The organism is Kosakonia sp. MUSA4 (assembly GCF_013085925.1).
GTDB lineage: Bacteria > Pseudomonadota > Gammaproteobacteria > Enterobacterales > Enterobacteriaceae > Kosakonia > Kosakonia sacchari_B.
Genome location: NZ_CP025697.1, coordinates 1,896,456 through 1,915,651, shown reverse-complemented (window position 1 = coordinate 1,915,651; position 19,196 = coordinate 1,896,456). Strand labels below are relative to the sequence as shown.

The following is a 19,196-nucleotide window of genomic DNA, read 5'->3' as shown; positions in this document are numbered from 1 at the left end:
TTTTATGCCTGCCGCGCGGGCTGGCGCACGCCTCCCAGACCCGGCATCACTTCGCGCATCAGTTGCAAAAATTTTCGCAAACGCGCCGGATAGTACCGCGCCCACGGATACACCAGATGCACCGGCAGCGGTGCCGCCTGCCATTCCGGCAACAGAGCGACCAGTTTTCCGCTGCGTATCTCCTCTTCCACCGCCCAACTGGAGATAACCGCCAGACCAAGACCACTGATCGCCGTATTCCGCGCAGCGTACAGGCTGTCGGTAAACAGTTTTGGCGAGATCGGCACCTGTTCCGCATCGCCGGTTTGCTGATGCGTCAGATGAATTTCATGCTGATAAAAAGTGTTCAGCGCTATCCACGGCAAGGCTGAGAGTTGTTGTGGGGTCTCAATTGCCGGAAAACGCGCGAGCAAGGCCGGAGAAGCCACCAGGCTGCGCGGAACCTCTGCCAGCAGCACCGATACCGTTGCCGGGTCCACTTCCGCGCCGACGCGAATAGCGCAATCGATGTTTACGCTAAGAAAATCTACCGTTTTGTCGTTCAGCATCCACTCGACAGAAAGCTGCGGGTGTCGCTCCAGAAATTCGGTGAGCGGCCCGAGCAACTGCTCCTGACCAAAAGCATGCGGCGCACGCACGCGTAAAATACCGACCGGTTCATCGTCAGATTGGCTCAGTTCATCCTCAAGGGCTACCCAGGCATCCGCTACCCGTTTTGCATGTTGATAACAGCGTTCACCATCATCGGTCAGTTTCATCGCATGGGTAGTGCGCAGCAGCAGCTTCACGCCGAGCAGAGTTTCCAGTGACTGTAAACGGCGGCTGACCGTCGCCTGCGTCGTTCCCAACTGGCGTGCCGCCGCCGACAGCGAGCCCGCTTCCACGATGCGGATAAACGTCCGCATCAAATCCACCCTGTCTATACGTTCCTGGCGCTTCATATTTATTTTGCCTATACGTTTCACGTATAACCGTTTTACCACTCCGCTGGCTACCGCGCCACAGCGTATTAGATAAGAATGTCCTCACTGCGTAGCACGTCTACGAATTCATAAAAACCATACCGGGGAAACACAGTATGAACCGTCATTCTCTTTCGACAGATGTTGTTGGCTGGGTCATTTTAGCGCTGGCGCTGGGCGCGGGATTTAGCGTGGCTTCTATCTACTATTCGCAGCCGCTGCTGCCGCTGATGGGTAGCGATCTGCACCTGACCGTTAACGGCATGGGGCTGGTACCGACGCTGACTCAGGCCGGTTATGCGCTGGGTATTTTGTTTTTACTGCCGCTGGGCGATCGCCATGACCGTCGCCGCCTCATCCTGATAAAAAGCGTGGCACTGGCGATTCTGCTACTGGCCTGTAGCCTGACCAGCAACCTTCCCTCTCTGCTGCTCGTCAGCCTGATGCTGGGGATGGCGGCGACAATGGCGCAGGATATTGTCCCGGCGGCGGCCATTCTGGCACCCGCGGGTAAACAGGGGAAAATGGTCGGCACGGTGATGACCGGTTTGCTGCTGGGCATCCTGCTTTCACGGACGGTAAGTGGCTTTGTCGGCGCAGCATTTGGCTGGCGGGTAATGTATCAACTCGCCGCCGTCAGTATTGCCCTGATTGGCGTGCTGATGTGGTCCGTGCTGCCGCGTTTTGCCACCCACTCTACGCTGAGCTATCCGGCACTGATGAAATCGATGGCACACCTGTGGCAACGCTATCCGGCCCTGCGCCGTGCGGCTTTCGCCCAGGGTTTCTTGTCCATCGCTTTTAGCGCCTTCTGGTCTACGCTGGCAGTCATGCTGCTGGAAAAATATCAGTTGGGCAGCGCCGTTGCCGGTACATTCGGTATTGCGGGTGCCGCCGGTGCGCTGGCCGCGCCGCTGGCCGGTGGTCTGGCAGATAAAGTCGGCGCTGAGAAAGTGACACAACTGGGCGCCGGGCTGGTGACACTCTCCTTTGCCCTGATGTTTTTACTGCCGGCACTGCCGCCGCACGCTCAGCTTATCCTGATTGCGCTCTCTGCGGTCGGCTTCGATCTCGGTCTGCAATCCAGCCTCGTGGCGCACCAGAATCTGGTGTACGGTCTGGAGCCGCAAGCGCGTGGCCGCCTGAATGCGTTACTGTTTACAGGTGTGTTTATCGGTATGGCGGTGGGTTCTGCTCTGGGCAGTAAACTCTATTCCGTCGCCTCATGGCAGGGTGTGGTAGTACTGGCAACGATCTCTGGCTTTATCGCGCTGATCATTCGCCTGGTCGATGCCCGTCGCATCCAGCAAGCGGCGCAGAAAGCATAAGACAAAAAAAGGCCCGCTCCGGTAACAGAGCGGGCATACGGAACATGCCCAGTTTCAAGACATGCTCAAAACGAAACGATTACGAGTTAATCTGGAACAACGACATTCCCTGCATATCAGAGAATGCTTTATAAGAAGCCTGCAAAGCAGCCTGTTGCATGGTGTAAGACGAAATTACCGAGTTCCAGTCCACATCCACCAGATCGCTTTTCTGCTGTGTCAGACCCAGCGCACGGTCATCCCCCAACGAATCAAGGCTGTCCAGCTCATTCAACTGCGTGCCCAACTCCGCGCGTACCGTCAGCACGTTGTTCAGGGAGTTCGTCAAACCACGGCTGGTTTTATCAACCGCGGCCTGCGCGGTCGCTTTGGCCGTCTCATCACCTGCAACCGGCGTATTCAGCGCGGCGATAGCAGTATCCAGCATTTTAAACAGATCAGTTTCCGACGTTCCCGGCAAACCGGTTGCCGGATCCGTCGGTTCAGGCGTGGCGTTACTGGTGATGCGGTTAAAAATTTCATCCCCCGTATGGGCAATCACCATGCTACGGGAAGCATCAACCTGCTGGGTGATGTTTTGCGTGCCGCCGCTGTAAGTACCGGTAGAATCGTACGGCGCCGTTTCGGTCTTATAGCCGCCGAAAATATAGCGCCCGTTACCGTCAGTGCTGTTCGCCAGGTTCAGCAACTGATCGCGATAGCCTTGCAGTTTGCTGGCCAGCGATGCGCGGTCGTCGTCGCTGAGCGAGCCGCTACCGGCCTCAACGATGGTAGACTGCGCGCCCTGAACAGCGGTCGTTACCTGCTGCAACACGCTCTCTTCCAGCGACACTTTTTGTTCAGCGAAAGTACGCGCCGTCGCGTATTGGGTGTTCTGCGCCTGCGCCTGAGAGATCACCACAGCCTGCGAAGCGGCGATCGGATCGTCAGACGGACGGTTCACACGCTGCCCGGTAGACATTTGCTCACCGTAGGCCAGCCATTTGCTCTGCGCATTGGTAACGCCGCGCATGTTTTGCTCATACATCATTTGCGTGCTGATACGCATCATTCACCCCTTACTTAGCGAATTTCCAGCAACGCATTAAACAGCGTGCTTGCGGTCTGCAGAACCTGGGCGTTAGCCAGATAATATTGCTGATAACGTTGCAGGTTGCCGTACTCTTCATCGAGGTTAACCCCGGAGATAGACTGCTGCTGGTTGCTGAGCTGTGTCACCACGTTGGTCTGCGTAGTGCTGCTGGTTTTCAGCGTCGATGTTTTGTTACCCACATCGCTGACCAGCGTGGCATACGCATCGTTGAACGTTTTGTTGCCGCCGACTTTGGTCGCTTTTTGCAGATCCAGCATCGCCTGGCCGTTACGGTTATCGCTCGCACCGTCAGTAGCGGTTTGCGCCATAGCGATCTTCGACTCATCCGTCACTGCCACACTCATGTTGACGACGGCATTGCTCACCGGTTTAACCGTAAAGCTGTCGTTGGCAACCGGTCCGGTCGTGCCACCGACGGTAATTTTCAGACCGTCAAAGTTCAGCGTACCGTCAGTCGCATCCGGCGTAACCGTAAACGAGGTATTGTTGGACAGTCGGGTAACATTCCAGTTTGTGCCGTCGTAAACCACTTTGTAATCAGTCGCCTGTACCGCAGAGCTATCGCTCACGGCTGCCGTCAATGTGGCATCACCTGTGTTTTTCGAGTTGTTCAGCGTTGTCGGGGAACCAATGGTAAAGAAATCAGTGCCCTGGTCGCCGTTCGCGTCATAACCCTGCGTGTGCTGCTGGTTAAATGAATCGGCAAATGACAGCGCCAGTTGACCCAGCGTGTTACGCGTCTGATCCAAATCCTGTGAACGGAACGCCAGCAGGCCGCCCAGCGAGCCGGTGGTGATCAGTTTTTCCGGAATTTCGATATTGCCAGCGGTGTTATCAACATACGCGACGGTTGTACGTGACGGATCGGCGCTCGAAGAGACCGCCGCCAGTTGGCGAGAAGTACTGCCTTGCACCAGCGTATAGCCGTTCGCCATCGTCAGGTTGTAGGTATTGCCATCCTGCACGCTGACTTCCACACCGACGATCTGGTTCAGTTCACTGACCAGTTGGTCGCGCTGATCGAGCAAGTCATTCGGCGACGCGCCAGCGCCCACGCCGGTCAGACGAGAGATCTGGTCGTTCAGCGAGGCAATCTGCTTGGTGTAGTTGTTAATCTGGTCAACGCTTGACGAGATAGACAGGTTAATCTGTTTGTCCTGGTCACGCAGATACTGGTCAGCCACTTTGAACTGGTTAACCATGCTGTCAGCTTTGCCCAACAGTGCCTGACGCGAGGCCGGATCTTCAGCATTACTGACCAGCGTTTGCAGGCTGGAGAAGAAATCCTGCATGCTGGTCGCCAGCGAATTGGTGGTGCCTGACAACACATCGTCGATTTTCGACATCTGCTCATAACGCGTCGTCAGCCCACTGCTCTGGTTTTGTGCCGCGCGCAACTGGTTGGTGATAAAGGCATCATACTCACGCTGAACGCCAACAACGTTAACACCATTCCCGACATAACCGCCTGCGCCCAGCGTACTTTTCGCCGCTGAAAGCACCGTCGTCTGGCGAGTGTAGCCCGCCACGTTATAACTGGAAATGTTATTACTGGCAGTATTAAGCGCGGCCTGGGCTGCGCTGAGCCCACTCATGGCGCTATTAATCAAACTGGACATGGAGGTTCCTTATATACATTCAGTCATGAGTCCTGTTGACGATTATCGGCAACCCAGGGCGAAACTTGAGATCTTTCAGAACAGATTTTGGATGTCAGTGCTATACGCTTTGCTGACCTTTTCACCCATTGATTTCAGTTGCTGAATCATGGATGTCAGTTTGCGGGCATAGTTAGGATCGGTCGCATAACCGGCATTTTGCAGCGCCTGTGCGCCCTGCTCTGGCGTTGCGGCCGTAGTGACCGCCGCGTAGCGTTTATTGCGCGTCAGCATACTAACGTAGTCGGAGAGCGCTTCAAGGTACGAACTGTAAACGCGGAATTTGGCTTTCACTTTCACCGCTTCACCGTTTTCATATTCGGTGGTGGTAATTTCCGTGGTCGGCCCCTTCCAGCCAGGCGTGGCTTTAACGCCAAAAATGTTAAAGCTCGGCTCGCCGTTTTCACGCGGGATCTGCCGCTGGCCCCAGCCAGATTCCAGCGCCGCCTGCGCCAGGATCAGGTGATGCGGAACCCCACTCTGTTCACTCGCCAGACGGGCAGGAAGCGACAATTGCGCCAGGAAGTCTTTGCTGTCGCCGGAAAGCGGTTCATCGCTGCCATCCGGCGCTTTTGGCATCGCTTTACGCACCAGTTGCGTCAGCGCCTGGTTCTGATAGGAGGTGACCGTTTCCAGCGGGAACTTCATCGGCACCTGCTGTGCTGCTTGTGCTGCTTGTTCCGCTGGCTCAGCGGAACCCTGCTGAGCGGCCATCTGTTTGACCATCATATCCGCCAGCCCCAGACCTTTACCGGCCGTCATCTGCTGCGCGATTTGTTGGTCATACATGCTGGTGTACAGCCGCGTTGAGTCACTGCTGAAAATACCGTCTTTCGGTAACGTTTCACGCATGCTTTTCAGCATCATCTGCACGAACATGCCCTCAACCTGACGTGCAACGGGGCGCAAATTGGCCTGCGGATCCTGTCGGGTCTCGGTTTTCAGTTCATTCAGTGATTGCGCGTCCCAGGCCGCGCTCGACAACAACCGGCTGTCCGTCAGCATTAGATGATCTCCAGTTTCGCGCGCAGGCAACCTGCACTTTGCATGGCCTGCAGAATAGACATCAGTTCCATCGGCGAAGCACCCAGCGCGTTAAGTGCGCGCACGACGCTGTTCAGGTTGGCGCTGGAGCGAACGCTTTGCAGCGAACCGCCGCTCTGGCGCAAATCGATCTGCGTTTGCGGTGTCACCACCGTCTGACCGCCGCCAAACGGTGTATTGGGCTGGCTGACATTAGCCTGCTGGTTGACCGTGACAGAGAGGTTCCCCTGCGCGACGGCACAGTTATCCAGCGACACTTCACGGTTCATCACCACAGAGCCGGTACGCGAGTTGATGATCACTTTCGCATCCTGCTGGGTAACGCCGACTTCAAGGTTCTGAATATCAGCCAGCAGACGGACCTGCGAACTGCCGCCAGTGGAAACGCGGATCTGCACGGTGCGGGCGTCAAGCGCCGTTGCGCTACCATAACCACGGCTGCGGTTAATGGTGTCGGCAATCTGCTGCGCCATAGAGAAGTCTTCCTGGTTCAGTTGCAGGTTGATGGTATTCCCTGCGCCGAACTGCGTCGGCAACTCACGTTCGATCACCGCGCCGTTGGTAATGCGGCCGCCGTTAAGCTGGTTCACCTGAACACTGCTACCGCCTGCCGACGCACCTGCGCCGCCAACCAGAATATTCCCCTGCGCCAGCGCGTACACCTGGCTGTCGACCCCTTTCAGCGGGGTCATCAGCAGCGTACCGCCGCGCAGACTTTTAGCGTTACCCATTGAGGAGACCACCACATCGATGGTTTGCCCCTGGCGGGCGAATGCCGGGAACTGTGCCGTGACCATAACAGCCGCGACGTTTTTCAACTGCATGTTGGTGCCAGTCGGCACCGTAATCCCCATCTGCGACAACATGTTGTTCAGTGTCTGCGTGGTAAAGGGGGTCTGTGTGGTCTGGTCACCGGTGCCATCAAGGCCAACGACCAGGCCATAGCCGATCAAGGAGTTTTCTCGCACGCCCTGTACGCTGGTGAGGTCCCGGATGCGGTCGGCCTGGGCAACAGATGCCACCAGTACCAACGCCATTGCCAGATATCTAAACATAATTCACCCCGGTTACATCGGCGATAAGTTGAGGAAGAAACGTTGCAGCCAGCCCATATTCTGCGCTTCGTTGATGTAGCCATTGCCCACATATTCGATACGCGCATCCGCCACCTGCGTGGACGGAACCGTGTTGCTGCCGCTGACGGCGCGCGGGTTTACGACGCCGGAAAAGCGGATGAACTCTGTGCCCTGGTTAATGGCGATCTGTTTTTCACCCACTACATGTAAATTGCCGTTGATCAGCACTTGATCGACCGTGACGGTCAGCGTGCCGCTAAATGTGTTACTGGCATTTGCGCCGCCTTTGCCGTCAAAGGTATTGCTGCCGGAAGAACTCAGATCGGCACGGGCATTGCCGAACAGCCCTTCGAGATAACGCGGTGTGGTGTCCATGCCAAAGCTGGATTTGCTATCGCGGCTGGCATTCGCTGACGAGCTCTTGCTGGCGCTCACGTTTTCTTGCAGTACGATGGTCAGCGTGTCGCCGACGTTACGCGGACGGCGGTCTTCAAACAGCGGCTGATAGCCATAGTTGATTGGCTGCGCAGTTTGGTAAATCGAACCATTCACCATCGGCACCGGCCCCGGAATGGGCTGGGCGGTGGTCGCCCCCTGCACTAACGGTGTAGACGGAACCCAGGCACATCCTGTCAGGGTTAATGCCACTAAAGCCATAATCGGGTAGCTGTGCACGGCGTATTTTTGCATTGCATTCATCTTCGAAATCAGGGTTCCGGCACGGCGCTTACCGCGCCGGAAAACGCCTTAGAGTTGCGTCAGTTTCTGCAGCATCTGATCGGTGGTCGATACTGCCTTACTATTAATTTCGTAAGCGCGCTGAACCTGGATCATATTCACCAGCTCTTCCGCCACGTTTACGTTTGAGGTTTCCACATACCCCTGATACAGCAAACCTGCACCGTTCAACCCAGGCGTAGTGGCGTTCGGCGCGCCGGAGGCCTGCGTTTCGGTGTAGAGGTTTTCACCGATGCTTTCCAGACCGGTGTCATTCATAAAGGTGGTCAGGTTTAACTGACCAACCTGAACTGGCGCAGCCGTCCCCTGCTGGGTCACACTCACCACGCCATCGCTGGCAATAGTGATGCTCAGGGCGTTTGCCGGAATAGTGATAGCCGGCTGAACCTGATAACCGCCAGCCGTCACCAGTTGTCCGTTCTGATCGACCTGGAAGGAACCATCGCGGGTGTAGGCGGAAGTCCCATCCGGCAGAGAGACTTCGAAGAAGCCCTGCCCTTTGATCGCCACATCTTTACTGTTGTTGGTCTGAGACAAGTTGCCCTGGCTGTGCAGACGTTCAGTGGCTACCGGGCGCACACCGGTACCAATCTGCAAACCGGAAGGCAGCGTAGTCTGCGCGGAAGACTGCGCACCAGGCTGACGAATCGTCTGGTACAGCAAATCTTCAAATACCGCACGCTGACGCTTAAAACCATTGGTACTGACGTTCGCCAGGTTGTTGGCGATGACATCCATATTGGTTTGTTGGGCGTCAAGGCCGGTTTTTGCGATCCATAATGAACTGATCATATGTAGTCCTGTTTATTAGCCCATTGACAGCAACTGGTTGGCACGTTGCGCGTTATCATCGACGCTGGAGATCACCTTCATCTGCATCTCGAAACGACGCGCGCTGGCAATCATGTCGGTCATGGCCGCCACCGGTTTAACGTTACTGCCTTCCAGCACCCCGGACATGACGCGTACGCTCGGATCGTCCTGCAACGTCGCGCCACGCGTCGCCTGTGCGGCCTGGGTCAGACGGAAAATGCCGTCATCGCCGCGCTGCACTTCTTGCGGGTCTGCTTTCACCAGTTTCAGTTTGCCAACCGGCGCAACGGTATTGGCCGGATCGCCCGGGTTCAGCGAGGAGATCGTACCGTCCGCCGCAATTGTTATTTGCGAGCCTTCAGGAACGGTCAACGGCCCCGCATCACCCATCACCGGATGCCCCTGGATCGTCAACTGGCCGGTCGAACTCACCTGGATGTTACCGTTGCGGGTATATCCTTCAGTACCGTTCGCCGTCTGTACTGCCAGCCAGCCGTCCTGCTGCAACGCCACGTCCAGCGGACGCGAGGTGTAATCCAGTTGGCCGGGCGTCATATCGGCGCCAGGTGTTGACGCGACCACCAGCGTACGGGTAGGCAGCGAAAGCCCTTCTACCGGCACCGCGCGCAATGCATTAAGCTGCGCACGGAAACCCGGAGTGGACGCATTCGCGAGGTTGCTGGCCGTGACAGCCTGCTGATTCAGCGTCTGGCTGGCAGCGCCCATCGCGGTATATATTGCGTGATCCATTAAGCCATCCCGTCAGACGATTAACGCAGGTTAACCAGCGTGTTAAGGATCTGGTCCTGGGTTTTGATGGTCTGCGCGTTCGACTGATAGTTACGCTGCGCGACGATCATGTTGACCAGTTCTTTACTCAGATCCACGTTCGAAGCTTCCAGCGCGCCGCTGGTCAGGCTACCGTAGTTACCGGTGTTTGCCGTACCGAGCAGCGCCACACCGGAAGAAGACGTGGCAGACCAGACGTTGTCGCCTTCGGACTTCAGGCCTTCGTTGTTGGCGAAGTTTGCCAGCACAATCTGACCCAGCAGCTGAGTCTGTTCGTTGGAGTAGTTACCTACAACGGTACCGTCATCGTTAATCTGGTAGCTCACCAGGTCACCCGGTTTGTAACCATTCTGGGTGGTTGCAACGATGTTGTTAGAACCGGTGTTTTGCTGCATGGAGTTCAGGAAGCTCAGGGAGAACGTCGCCGGGGTTGCGCCGTTAATGGTACCGGTGGTGATGTTCGCCGTGGTGCCGCTGGTCAGAGAGCCGTTCGTATCAAACACCATTGTGCTTGCCAGTGTCGCAGTGCTGCCACTTACGCTACTGTCCTGCGTGTAAACGTCCCAGGTGTTCGCCGTAGCACTTTTCACGAAGTAGACGTTCATGTCATGCGCGTTACCCTGGCTATCGTAAACGGTAATAGAGCCTTTTTTGTTGTAGGTATCCGCGTTAGTCGGATCAAAGGGGGTAACTGTCGGAGTGGAATCCGTAGAGTTCAGGTTGATCTGCATCGTTGCCGTGGTGGTGGTTTTCGCCGCCATCAGGGTGTTCGGGATAGTAATAGCCTGCGGGTTCGCGCCAGTCTGAACCGTTGGCGGTGTACCTGTTGCCGGATAACCCGTTACTTCCATGCCTTGCATGTTCACCAGGTTACGGTTCTCGTCCAGTTTGAACTGACCGTTACGGCTGTAATAAACAGAACCGTTGCTGTCGACCAGACGGAAGAAACCGTTGCCGCTCAGCGCGACGTCCAGACCGCGACCGGTGCTGGTGGTGGTACCATCGTTAAAGTCCTGGGTAATCCCGGCTACCTTAACACCCAGACCAATTTTAGAACCGGCAAACATATCGGCAAAAGACGCTGTCCCGGATTTAAAGCCATATGTGGCGGAGTTGGCGATGTTGTTACCAATGACATCGAGGTTGGTGGCCGCAGCATTCAGGCCGCTGACCGCTTGTGAAAAGGCCATGACTTACTCCTGATAAGTGTTAAGGCTTAGATAATCTGCCGTACTTCGTCGAGTGTGGTTGTACCGTAGGTACCCAAATCTAAAAGGTTGCCGCTGGAGTTGAGCGTGACGCCCTGCACCATGGCAAATTGCAGCGGTTGCGCAACCAGCTGTGTTGTGCCGGTGCTGGCGGAGATGGTCACTTTGTAAGAGCCATCCGGCGCTGTCGTCCCATCGGTCAGCTTGCCATCCCAGCTAAAGGTATGAACGCCAGCCGACAGCGAACCAATGTCAATCGTGCGCACCACGGTGCCGTCTTTGCTCGTGACGGTCGCAGTGACTTTGTCAGCCGCCTGCGTCAGTTCAACCCCAAACGGCGTGGTGGTCCCGCTGCCTACCAGAACTGTCTGCCCCGGGATCATGACGCCGTGACCAATCAGGTTGGATGCCTGCAAAGACTGGCTGTTATCAATCTGCCCGGAAATCGAACCCAGCGTGGTATTCAGTTTTTCAATCCCGCTGAGGGTGCTGATCTGCGCCAGTTGCGACGTCAACTCGTTGTTTTGCAGCGGGTTGGTCGGATCCTGGTTTTTCAACTGTGCGACCAGCAGCGTCAGAAAGCTACTCTGCAGGTCGGAAGCGCTGTTAGTACCTGTAGTGGACGTACCAGAGCTGGTCGATGAGACACTACTGTTAGCAGTGGTGTCATTCACGTTCACGGCGATAGACATGCGTGTCTCCTTTACTGGCCAAGGGTGAGCGTTTTGAGCATCATGCTCTTAACGGTGTTAAGCACTTCAACGTTTGCCTGATAGCTGCGTGAAGCGGACATGGTATTCACCATCTCACCGACCACATCAACGTTCGGCATTTTGACGTAGCCATTGGCATCAGCCAGCGGATTACCTGGTTCAAAGACCAGTTTGTCCGGCGCCTGACTTTCGACCACATCAGATACTTTCACGCCGCCGGTCGCCTGACCCGGTGCAGCGTCAACCTGGAAGACAACCTGTTTAGCGCGGTAGGGTTGCCCGTCTGGTCCGGTTACGCTGTCGGCGTTCGCAAGGTTACTGGCGGCGACGTTCAGACGTTTTGATTGCGCAGTGAGCGCAGAACCGGCGACATCAAAGATATTCAGCAATGCCATTTACTTAGTTCCCCTGTTGCAGAACACTCATCATGCTTTTGATCTGCCCGCCCAGCACGGTCAGGCCGGTCTGGTATTTCACGCTGTTGTCAGCAAATTGCGTACGTTCGCGATCCATATCCACGGTGTTACCGTCGAGTGAAGGCTGGTCAGGAATGCGGTACAGCAGATCGGCGGACGGCGTGGAGATGTTTTGTGCCGGAATATGGCGGGAAGATGTCAACGTCAACGCAACGCCGCTGTTTTCAGCACGCCCGCGCTCCATGACTTTTTTTAATTCGCTGGAGAAATCAATATCACGCGCCTGAAACCCCGGGGTATCGGCGTTGGCAATGTTAGCCGCCAGAATCTCCTGGCGCTGGGCGCTCAGGTTCAGCGCTTCTTGCTGAAAACGCAGAGCGGCATCAAGTTTATCGAGCATAGCTCCCCCACTGATGACAATTATTTAGCCAACAGCTTAAATCTCCTCAGGCAAACTTATCGCCGGAATAAGGGCAAAATGCGTCGCTATTTATTGCGTTGATAGATTTGCCATGCAGTTAAAATCTCTGCATCCCATCAACAGGCAGGAGTCTGCGATGAACACGTTGAAAAGCGGTTTAGCCGCGACCTTACTGTTTTTGAGCCCGCTGACACAGGCGGGCGAGCTGCAAGCTCAGCTCACATCATTTTTTGCTCAGCGCCTTGCTGGCGTTAGTGACGAGGTAGTGGTAAATATACGCACTCCGCAGAACATGTTGCCCGCCTGCGATCAGCCGGCGCTAAGCGTAGTCGGCGGCGCAAAGTTATGGGGAAACGTAAACGTTGTGGCAAACTGTGCGGGGGTTAAGCGCTTTTTGCAGGTTAACGTGCAGGCGACGGGTAATTATGTGGTGGCGGCGCAATCTGTTGCGCGTGGCAGCACGCTGCAACCCGATAGCGTGACATTAAAACGCGGTCGTCTCGATCAATTACCGCCGCGCACGATGCTGGATATCAATCAGGCGCAGGATGCGATCAGCCTGCGCGATCTCGTTCCCGGGCAGCCGATTCAGCTCTCGATGCTGCGTCAGGCATGGCGGGTAAAAGCCGGACAGCGGGTACAGGTTGTGGCATCGGGAGATGGCTTTAGTGTGAACGGCGAAGGACAAGCGTTGGACAATGCCGCAGTGGCGCAAAATGCCCGCGTGCGTATGTCTTCAGGCCAGATTGTCAGTGGTACGGTGAACACTGATGGGAATATTCTGATTAACCTATAATCTTTTTAAAGAATTTATGTTGCCTGCCGATAAATAAGCAACGACTAAAGATATCAGGCCCGAAACGCCGGGACACCTCGATGAGGACAACACAATGAGCATTGATCGTACATCGCCTCTGAAGCCGGTTAACGCCGTTCAACAGCGTGAAACCAACGACGCGCAGGCGCAGAAAGCACGGCTGGAAAAAGCCGAGACGGCGAACAGCACCAGCGTCACCATCAGCGGCGCGCAGGCGAAGCTGATGCAGGCGGGCGCGAATGACATCAATATGGAACGCGTTGAGCAACTGAAAACCGCGATTCGTAATGGTGAACTGAAAATGGATACCGGCAAGATTGCCGATGCCCTGATTAACGAAGCGCAGAGTTACTTACAGAGTAAATAACAGAATGAATCGACTGTCAGACATCCTTGATCAAATGACAGTTATCCTGAGCGCTCTGAAAGACGTGATGGATGCTGAGCAAAAGCAACTTTCCGTAGGCCATGTGAATGGCAGTACGTTACAGCGTATTACGGAAGAAAAAAGTTCCTTGCTCGCAACGCTGGATTACCTGGAGCAACAGCGTCGTTCGGCGCAGAAAACACAGCGCAGCGCTAATGACGATATCGCCGATCGCTGGCAGATTATTACGCAGAAGACACAGCATTTGCGCGACCTTAACCAGCACAATGGATGGCTGCTGGAAGGGCAAATTGAGCGTAATCAGCAGGCGCTGGATGTACTGAAACCCCATCAGGAACCGACGCTTTACGGCGCCAACGGCCACACCGCTTCCGCTAACCGCGGCGGCAAAAAAATCTCGATTTAATCGCCAGACATTTTTTTGCCAGGGGTTTCCCCCTGGCAAAATTGTTTATGCCGTCCGCCGAGCAAACTCTTTCAGTTTAAAACCCAGCAGCGCCAGCGTGGCGAAGTAAGCGACTACGCCCACCCCCACTACCGCCATCAAACGCAGTAAGCGGTATGGCATCGTACCCAGTGACCATTCCGGCATGACATAGAGCATGCCCACCAGCGCAGCCGCCATCACCAGCACAGCAATTCCCAGACGCAGCAGAAAGCTTTTCCAGCCTGGCTGCGGCGTGAAAATATCTTGTTTACGCAACTGCCAGTAAAGCAGAGCGGCGTTCAGGCAGGCCGCCAGACCGATCGACAGCGACAGCCCGGCATGTTTCAGCGGACCAATAAAAGCAAGGTTCATCAACTGCGTCACCAGCAGCGTGACAATGGCAATCTTCACCGGCGTTTTAATGTTCTGCCGCGAATAGAAACCCGGCGCCAGCACCTTCACGACAATCAGGCCCATTAAGCCGACGGAATAAGCAATTAATGCCCGCTGCGTCATCAGCGCGTCAAAGGCGGTGAATTTACCGTACTGAAACAGCGAGACAGTCAGCGGTTTTGCCAGAATCCCCAACGCCACTGCGCTCGGCAGCGCCAGCAGAAAGCAAAGACGCAGCCCCCAGTCCATCAGACGGCAGTACTCGTCATGATTGCCGCTGGCAAAGCTTTTCGACAACGAAGGCAGCAAAATCGTCCCCAGCGCCACGCCCAGCACGCCAGACGGAAACTCCATCAGCCGGTCAGCGTAGTACATCCACGATACCGACCCGGAAACCAGAAACGAGGCGAAAATCGTGTTGATGATTAACGAAATCTGGCTGACCGAGACCCCCAGAATCGCAGGCCCCATCTGTTTCACGACGCGAATAGCACCGGCATCGTGGAAACTCACGCGCGGCAATACCAGCATGCCGATCTTCTTCAGATGCGGCAGTTGATAAACCAGTTGCAGCACGCCGCCCACCGTCACCGCCCATGCCAGCGCCAGCACTGGCGGATGGAAGTACGGCGCGGCAAACAGCGCAAAGCCAATCATGCTGATATTGAGAAATGTCGGCGCAAACGCCGGCACCGAGAAACGGTTCCAGGTATTGAGGATCGCGCCCACCAGTGACGCCAGCGAGATCAGCAGAATATAAGGAAAGGTAATGCGCAGTAGCTGTGAGGTGAGATTGAATTTATCCGCTGTATCGGCAAAACCCGGCGCGGTGACCAGAATCACCCACGGTGCCGCCATCATCCCGGCGACAGTCACCAGCGCCAGCGCCAGCGTCAGCAAACCCGAGACATACGCCACAAACACCCGCGTCGCATCCTCGCCCTGCTTGCTTTTGTACTCAGCAAGAATGGGAACAAATGCCTGAGAAAACGCCCCCTCGGCAAAGATACGGCGCAACAAATTGGGCAGTTTAAACGCCACAAAGAAGGCGTCGGTTGCCATACCTGCGCCAAAAACCCTTGCCACAATAGCGTCGCGCGCAAAACCCAGCACGCGAGAAAACATTGTCATCGAGCTGACAGCCGCCAGCGATTTTAATAGATTCATTCTGGATTCCATAAGCACAACGCCTGCAATGCAGGCGTTGGTATACAGCGAAGCGCTTAGTCTACAGGGAAAAAGGCGAATTACTATCGCCAGATGTTACAGGCGGTTATTCACTCATCGCCTCACGCCAGAGCTTTTCCACCACGCGTTGAGCCAGTATGGCCTGTTCGCCCGCCGTTTCCGGAACCGTCTGATTTTGCACACATTCAATAAAATGGCGCGCGCAACCGGCAAAACCACGCTGTTCCAGCACGCTCTGCCAGCCAGCGACCGGACGCGCCACTACGCCCTGCCCGCGCTCTTCGCGCCATTCGCGCATATCGGTGATATCCACCAGCGCGCCATCGGTGACGGCCTGAATCCATTCGCGCTGGCTTCCCGCACGCCGGTGCATACTGGTGGTAATTTGCAGGTGATCCAGTGAGAAGTGATGTTCGGCATAAACCATGGCGCCGTCATCATCCGTAAGCAACGTACCGCTTTGTAACGCCGCCGTGCTTCCCGCCAGCCACAACGCGGTATCCACCACGTGCAGATAATCGTCGAGCAGCGTGAAGCGTAAATCGTGCGGCCCCACGCTGTCGGTGCGGTGTTTATCCATCCGCAGCGACGCCGCCTGCGGCATCTGCTGTTTCAATTCGCGGTACAGCGGCGAGAAACGGCGATTAAAACCGACCATCAGCGTCAGTTTTTTCCGCGCGGCCAGTTCGATAAGCCGCTCAGCATCCTGGAGGTTTTCTGCCAGCGGTTTATCGACGCAAACATGCACGCCAAGGTTCAGTAACTCACTGACCACGCTGTAGTGCGAAGCTGTCGAGGTGTGGACGAAGACCGCATCACACTGCGCGGCTAATGCCGCCAGCGAATCAGCATAGGGAATGCGCCAGGTCTCGCATACCCGCAGGGCTTTTTCCCGCGTCGGCGACCAGGCCGCGGTTAGCGTCCAGTCGGTCGCTGCGCCGACAACCGGCAACCAGGCTTTTTGCGCAATGCCGCCCAGGCCGACCACTCCAACACGTAGTTTCGTCACGGCTAATCTCCTAAATGTGCGAGCAGCGAATCCAGACGCTGTTTCAGCTCTGCCACTTCCTCTTCCAGCGCCTCAACGCGCGCCGCCAGTGATTCTTCCGGCGGGCTGACCGCCTCAACAACATTCACCAGCGTCTGTACATCGCCACTGAACAGGTGCATATAGCGGCTTTCGCGCTTGCCGGGCTCTCTGGGCAGCCGCACGACATACGGGCCATCTTCCCGCGTCGCCAGCAGTTCCAGCGCCGTTTCCACTTCCGCCATATCGTTAAAACGATGCATGCGTTCCGCACGACCACGCAGTTCCCCCGGCGTTTGCGGCCCGCGCAGCAGCAGCGTAGTGATGAGCGCCACTTCTGCCGGATTGAGTTTCAGATCGCCAAATTCAGAGTTGCAAAAACGCTGCTCGTATTTCGTTACGCGATTGCCAAAACCGCTGACGGTGCGCAGATAGTGCCGCTTCACCAGTTCATCCAGCACATCCTGAATCTCATGTTCGCTGAGGTTCATGACGGGTTCACGGTTGGTCTTCTGATTACAGGCGGTAACCACGCCATTGATCGACAGCGGATATTGTTCCGGCGTGGTGATCTGCTTTTCCAGCAGGCAGCCGATAACGCGCGCTTCAACCGCTGAGAGTTGATACTTCATCGTTGCTCCTTAGCGACCCGGGGTCCATTCTTGCGCGGTGAGCGCGGTAAGTACGTGATCGCGCCACTGCCCGTCGATCAGCAAATACGATTTGGCGTAGCCCTCTTTCTCGAAACCCAGCCTCGCCAGCAAATCGCCGCTACGTTTATTGTGCGGCATGTAATTTGCCATAATGCGGTGCATATGTTGCGTGCGCTGCATGTAGCGGATCGCCGCCGTCAGCGCTTCAAACATCAGCCCTTGCCCCTGCCATTTCTGTCCGATGGAGTAGCCAAGGTAACAAGCATGAAACGAACCGCGCACCACATTGGAAAAATTCGCCACGCCGACGATCTCTTTTTCCTCAGGATCGAGCAGCGCGAAATAGAATGCCGATCCCTGCTTATGAAACTCATTGATCATGCCAAGACGAGCCTGCCAGCCGGAAGGATAGCAATGACTTTCATCGCGCACGGGCTCCCAGGGCTTTAGAAATTGCCGATTTTCGGCGTAATAATCCGCCAGGCGCCAGGCATCGCGCTCATGCACTAAACGAACCACTAATCTGTCTGTGACTAAGCGTACTTTCGGCACGTTACTGCGGTAGCCAAACATGCATTACCACTCCTTCCATTTCACCACACTTTTAACCCCTTACCTTTACTATACATTTGCGCAGCCACTCTGTGAAAACAGCAACATGGCATTTTCCACTTTGTGGGCCACTTTCGATGAAAACTCTGAATCAAAGCCGGATTTTGATAAAAAAATATTGTCACTGCGAATGTGGGAAAAGATCGGGCGAACCCGCAGAATAAGAATGTCTTATCTTTCTTAATTTCCCGGAGGGGAAATGGCGCGCATATCGCAGGCAAGGAGCCTGGGTAAATATTTCCTGCTTGTCGATAATATGCTGGTGGTCCTCGGCTTTTTCGTTGTATTCCCACTTATTTCTATTCGTTTTGTTGATCAGCTCGGTTGGGCGGCGTTGATGGTCGGTATTGCGCTTGGCCTGCGGCAATTTATTCAGCAGGGTTTGGGCATTTTCGGCGGCGCAATTGCCGACCGTTTTGGCGCAAAACCGCTGATCGTCACCGGCATGTTGATGCGTGCGGGCGGTTTCGTCGCGATGGGCGTGGCGCATGAACCCTGGTTGCTGTGGCTCTCCTGCATTCTTTCCGGGCTGGGCGGCACGCTGTTCGATCCGCCGCGTTCCGCGCTGGTGGTCAAACTGGTGCGTCCCAACCAGCGCAGCCGCTTTTTCTCTATCCTGATGATGCAGGACAGCGCCGGCGCGGTTGTCGGTGCATTGCTCGGTAGCTGGCTGTTGCAATACGACTTTCGTCTGGTGTGTGCCGTCGGTGCGCTAATGTTCGTGCTCTGCGCCGCGTTCAACGCCTGGCTGTTACCGGCGTGGAAACTCTCTACGGTCAAAGCCCCGGTGCGCGAAGGGCTGGCACGCGTGCTGCGCGACAAACGGTTTGTCACTTACGTCCTGACACTGACCGGCTACTATATGCTGGCAGTACAGGTGATGCTGATGCTGCCGATCATGGTCAACGATATTGCCGGTTCACCGGCGGCAGTGAAGTGGATGTACGCCATCGAAGCCTGTTTATCGCTGACGTTGCTCTACCCTATCGCCCGCTGGAGCGAAAAACGCTTTCGTCTTGAACACCGTCTGATGGCCGGGCTGCTGGTGATGTCATTCAGCCTGCTGCCGGTCGGAATGGTCGGGACGTTGCAGCAACTGTTTACGCTTATCTGCACGTTCTATATCGGCTCAATTATTGCCGAACCAGCGCGGGAAACCTTAAGCGCGCAGCTGGCAGATGCCCGCGCGCGCGGCAGTTATATGGGTTTCAGTCGCCTTGGGCTGGCATTTGGCGGCGCGCTGGGTTATGCCGGCGGCGGGTGGTTGTTTGATGCCGGCAAAGCCTTCAACCAGCCGGAATTGCCGTGGATGATGCTCGGCCTGATCGGGCTGATGACCTCAATGGCGCTGCTGTGGCAATTCGGCCATAAGCGCATTCGCCCGCGGATGCTTGAACCTGGCGCCTGATTTGCGCCATGCCATGCTCTCTTC

Annotated in this window: 21 protein-coding genes; 5 read left to right on the top strand and 16 right to left on the bottom strand. The window is 55.9% G+C overall.

The genetic code is table 11. From position 1 onward, the window contains the following. Nucleotides 1–2 precede the first annotated feature (2 nt). Nucleotides 3–905 (bottom strand): LysR family transcriptional regulator, encoded by a 903-nt coding sequence (locus tag C0557_RS09015; RefSeq protein ID WP_371813242.1) that lies wholly within the window; start codon nt 903–905, stop codon nt 3–5. A gap of 173 nt (nt 906–1,078) precedes the next feature. Between C0557_RS09015 and C0557_RS09010 the strand changes: the two genes are divergently transcribed. Beyond that, nucleotides 1,079–2,290 (top strand): MFS transporter, encoded by a 1,212-nt coding sequence (locus C0557_RS09010; protein ID WP_208658205.1) that lies wholly within the window; start codon nt 1,079–1,081, stop codon nt 2,288–2,290. Nucleotides 2,291–2,369: 79 nt separating this feature from the next. On the opposite strand, the gene flgL is transcribed toward C0557_RS09010, so the two are convergent. From flgL to flgB, 11 genes are all read right to left on the bottom strand, one after another. Beyond that, nucleotides 2,370–3,338 (bottom strand): flagellar hook-associated protein FlgL, encoded by a 969-nt coding sequence (flgL, locus tag C0557_RS09005; RefSeq protein WP_074777848.1) that lies wholly within the window; start codon nt 3,336–3,338, stop codon nt 2,370–2,372. Nucleotides 3,339–3,352: 14 nt separating this feature from the next. After that, nucleotides 3,353–5,002, bottom strand: coding sequence for a flagellar hook-associated protein FlgK (gene flgK, locus C0557_RS09000; protein ID WP_074777846.1), 1,650 nt, complete (start codon nt 5,000–5,002; stop codon nt 3,353–3,355). A 75-nt stretch (nt 5,003–5,077) separates the two neighbouring features. Beyond that, nucleotides 5,078–6,046: a flagellar assembly peptidoglycan hydrolase FlgJ gene (gene flgJ, locus C0557_RS08995; protein ID WP_208658204.1), complete on the bottom strand. Its 969-nt coding sequence runs from the start codon at nt 6,044–6,046 to the stop codon at nt 5,078–5,080. Further along, the gene (locus tag C0557_RS08990; protein ID WP_074777842.1) at nt 6,046–7,140 is read right to left on the bottom strand and encodes a flagellar basal body P-ring protein FlgI; all 1,095 of its coding nucleotides are present in this window, start codon (nt 7,138–7,140) and stop codon (nt 6,046–6,048) included. The genes flgJ and C0557_RS08990 overlap by 1 nt, the downstream gene beginning before the upstream one ends. Nucleotides 7,141–7,152: 12 nt before the next feature. After that, nucleotides 7,153–7,851, bottom strand: coding sequence for a flagellar basal body L-ring protein FlgH (locus tag C0557_RS08985; RefSeq protein ID WP_208658203.1), 699 nt, complete (start codon nt 7,849–7,851; stop codon nt 7,153–7,155). 57 nt (nt 7,852–7,908) lie between these two features. Continuing rightward, the gene (flgG, locus tag C0557_RS08980; protein WP_007374479.1) at nt 7,909–8,691 is read right to left on the bottom strand and encodes a flagellar basal-body rod protein FlgG; all 783 of its coding nucleotides are present in this window, start codon (nt 8,689–8,691) and stop codon (nt 7,909–7,911) included. Between the two features lie 15 nt (nt 8,692–8,706). Next, on the bottom strand, nt 8,707–9,462 hold the full coding sequence (locus C0557_RS08975) for a flagellar basal body rod protein FlgF (RefSeq protein ID WP_007374478.1): 756 nt from the start codon (nt 9,460–9,462) through the stop codon (nt 8,707–8,709). A 20-nt stretch (nt 9,463–9,482) separates the two neighbouring features. Next, the gene (gene flgE, locus C0557_RS08970) at nt 9,483–10,691 is read right to left on the bottom strand and encodes a flagellar hook protein FlgE (protein ID WP_208658202.1); all 1,209 of its coding nucleotides are present in this window, start codon (nt 10,689–10,691) and stop codon (nt 9,483–9,485) included. Between the two features lie 26 nt (nt 10,692–10,717). Continuing rightward, nucleotides 10,718–11,401, bottom strand: coding sequence for a flagellar hook assembly protein FlgD (gene flgD, locus C0557_RS08965; protein ID WP_208658201.1), 684 nt, complete (start codon nt 11,399–11,401; stop codon nt 10,718–10,720). A gap of 11 nt (nt 11,402–11,412) precedes the next feature. Further along, nucleotides 11,413–11,817, bottom strand: a complete 405-nt coding sequence (flgC, locus tag C0557_RS08960; RefSeq protein ID WP_043953897.1) for a flagellar basal body rod protein FlgC — start codon at nt 11,815–11,817, stop codon at nt 11,413–11,415. A 4-nt stretch (nt 11,818–11,821) separates the two neighbouring features. Then, the gene (gene flgB, locus C0557_RS08955; RefSeq protein WP_007374474.1) at nt 11,822–12,238 is read right to left on the bottom strand and encodes a flagellar basal body rod protein FlgB; all 417 of its coding nucleotides are present in this window, start codon (nt 12,236–12,238) and stop codon (nt 11,822–11,824) included. A gap of 157 nt (nt 12,239–12,395) precedes the next feature. Between flgB and flgA the strand changes: the two genes are divergently transcribed. The 3 genes from flgA to flgN all read left to right on the top strand — a co-directional run bounded on the left by flgA (nt 12,396) and on the right by flgN (nt 13,870). Continuing rightward, nucleotides 12,396–13,055 carry a flagellar basal body P-ring formation chaperone FlgA gene (gene flgA, locus C0557_RS08950; protein ID WP_208658200.1) on the top strand — a complete coding sequence of 220 codons (660 nt, stop codon included), beginning with the start codon at nt 12,396–12,398 and terminating at the stop codon, nt 13,053–13,055. 94 nt (nt 13,056–13,149) lie between these two features. Continuing rightward, entirely contained in the window at nt 13,150–13,443 is a 294-nt protein-coding gene (gene flgM / locus C0557_RS08945; protein WP_074777830.1) for a flagellar biosynthesis anti-sigma factor FlgM, read from the top strand. Between the two features lie 4 nt (nt 13,444–13,447). After that, nucleotides 13,448–13,870, top strand: a complete 423-nt coding sequence (flgN, locus tag C0557_RS08940; RefSeq protein WP_074777828.1) for a flagella biosynthesis chaperone FlgN — start codon at nt 13,448–13,450, stop codon at nt 13,868–13,870. 45 nt (nt 13,871–13,915) lie between these two features. Here the strand turns inward: flgN and murJ are convergent, their stop codons facing one another. From murJ to rimJ, 4 genes are all read right to left on the bottom strand, one after another. Then, complete coding sequence (murJ, locus tag C0557_RS08935; protein ID WP_208658199.1) at nt 13,916–15,451, bottom strand: murein biosynthesis integral membrane protein MurJ; 1,536 nt, start codon at nt 15,449–15,451, stop codon at nt 13,916–13,918. 106 nt (nt 15,452–15,557) lie between these two features. Beyond that, a complete protein-coding gene (locus C0557_RS08930) occupies nt 15,558–16,481 on the bottom strand; it encodes a Gfo/Idh/MocA family protein (protein WP_208658198.1) in 924 nt (307 codons plus the stop codon). A 2-nt stretch (nt 16,482–16,483) separates the two neighbouring features. Further along, a complete protein-coding gene (locus C0557_RS08925; RefSeq protein WP_074777822.1) occupies nt 16,484–17,131 on the bottom strand; it encodes a YceH family protein in 648 nt (215 codons plus the stop codon). A 9-nt stretch (nt 17,132–17,140) separates the two neighbouring features. Beyond that, entirely contained in the window at nt 17,141–17,725 is a 585-nt protein-coding gene (rimJ, locus tag C0557_RS08920) for a ribosomal protein S5-alanine N-acetyltransferase (RefSeq protein ID WP_064567252.1), read from the bottom strand. A gap of 238 nt (nt 17,726–17,963) precedes the next feature. On the opposite strand from rimJ, the gene mdtH reads away from it, so the two are divergent. Next, nucleotides 17,964–19,172 (top strand): multidrug efflux MFS transporter MdtH, encoded by a 1,209-nt coding sequence (gene mdtH / locus C0557_RS08915; RefSeq protein WP_208658197.1) that lies wholly within the window; start codon nt 17,964–17,966, stop codon nt 19,170–19,172. The last annotated feature ends 24 nt before the right edge of the window (nt 19,173–19,196 follow it).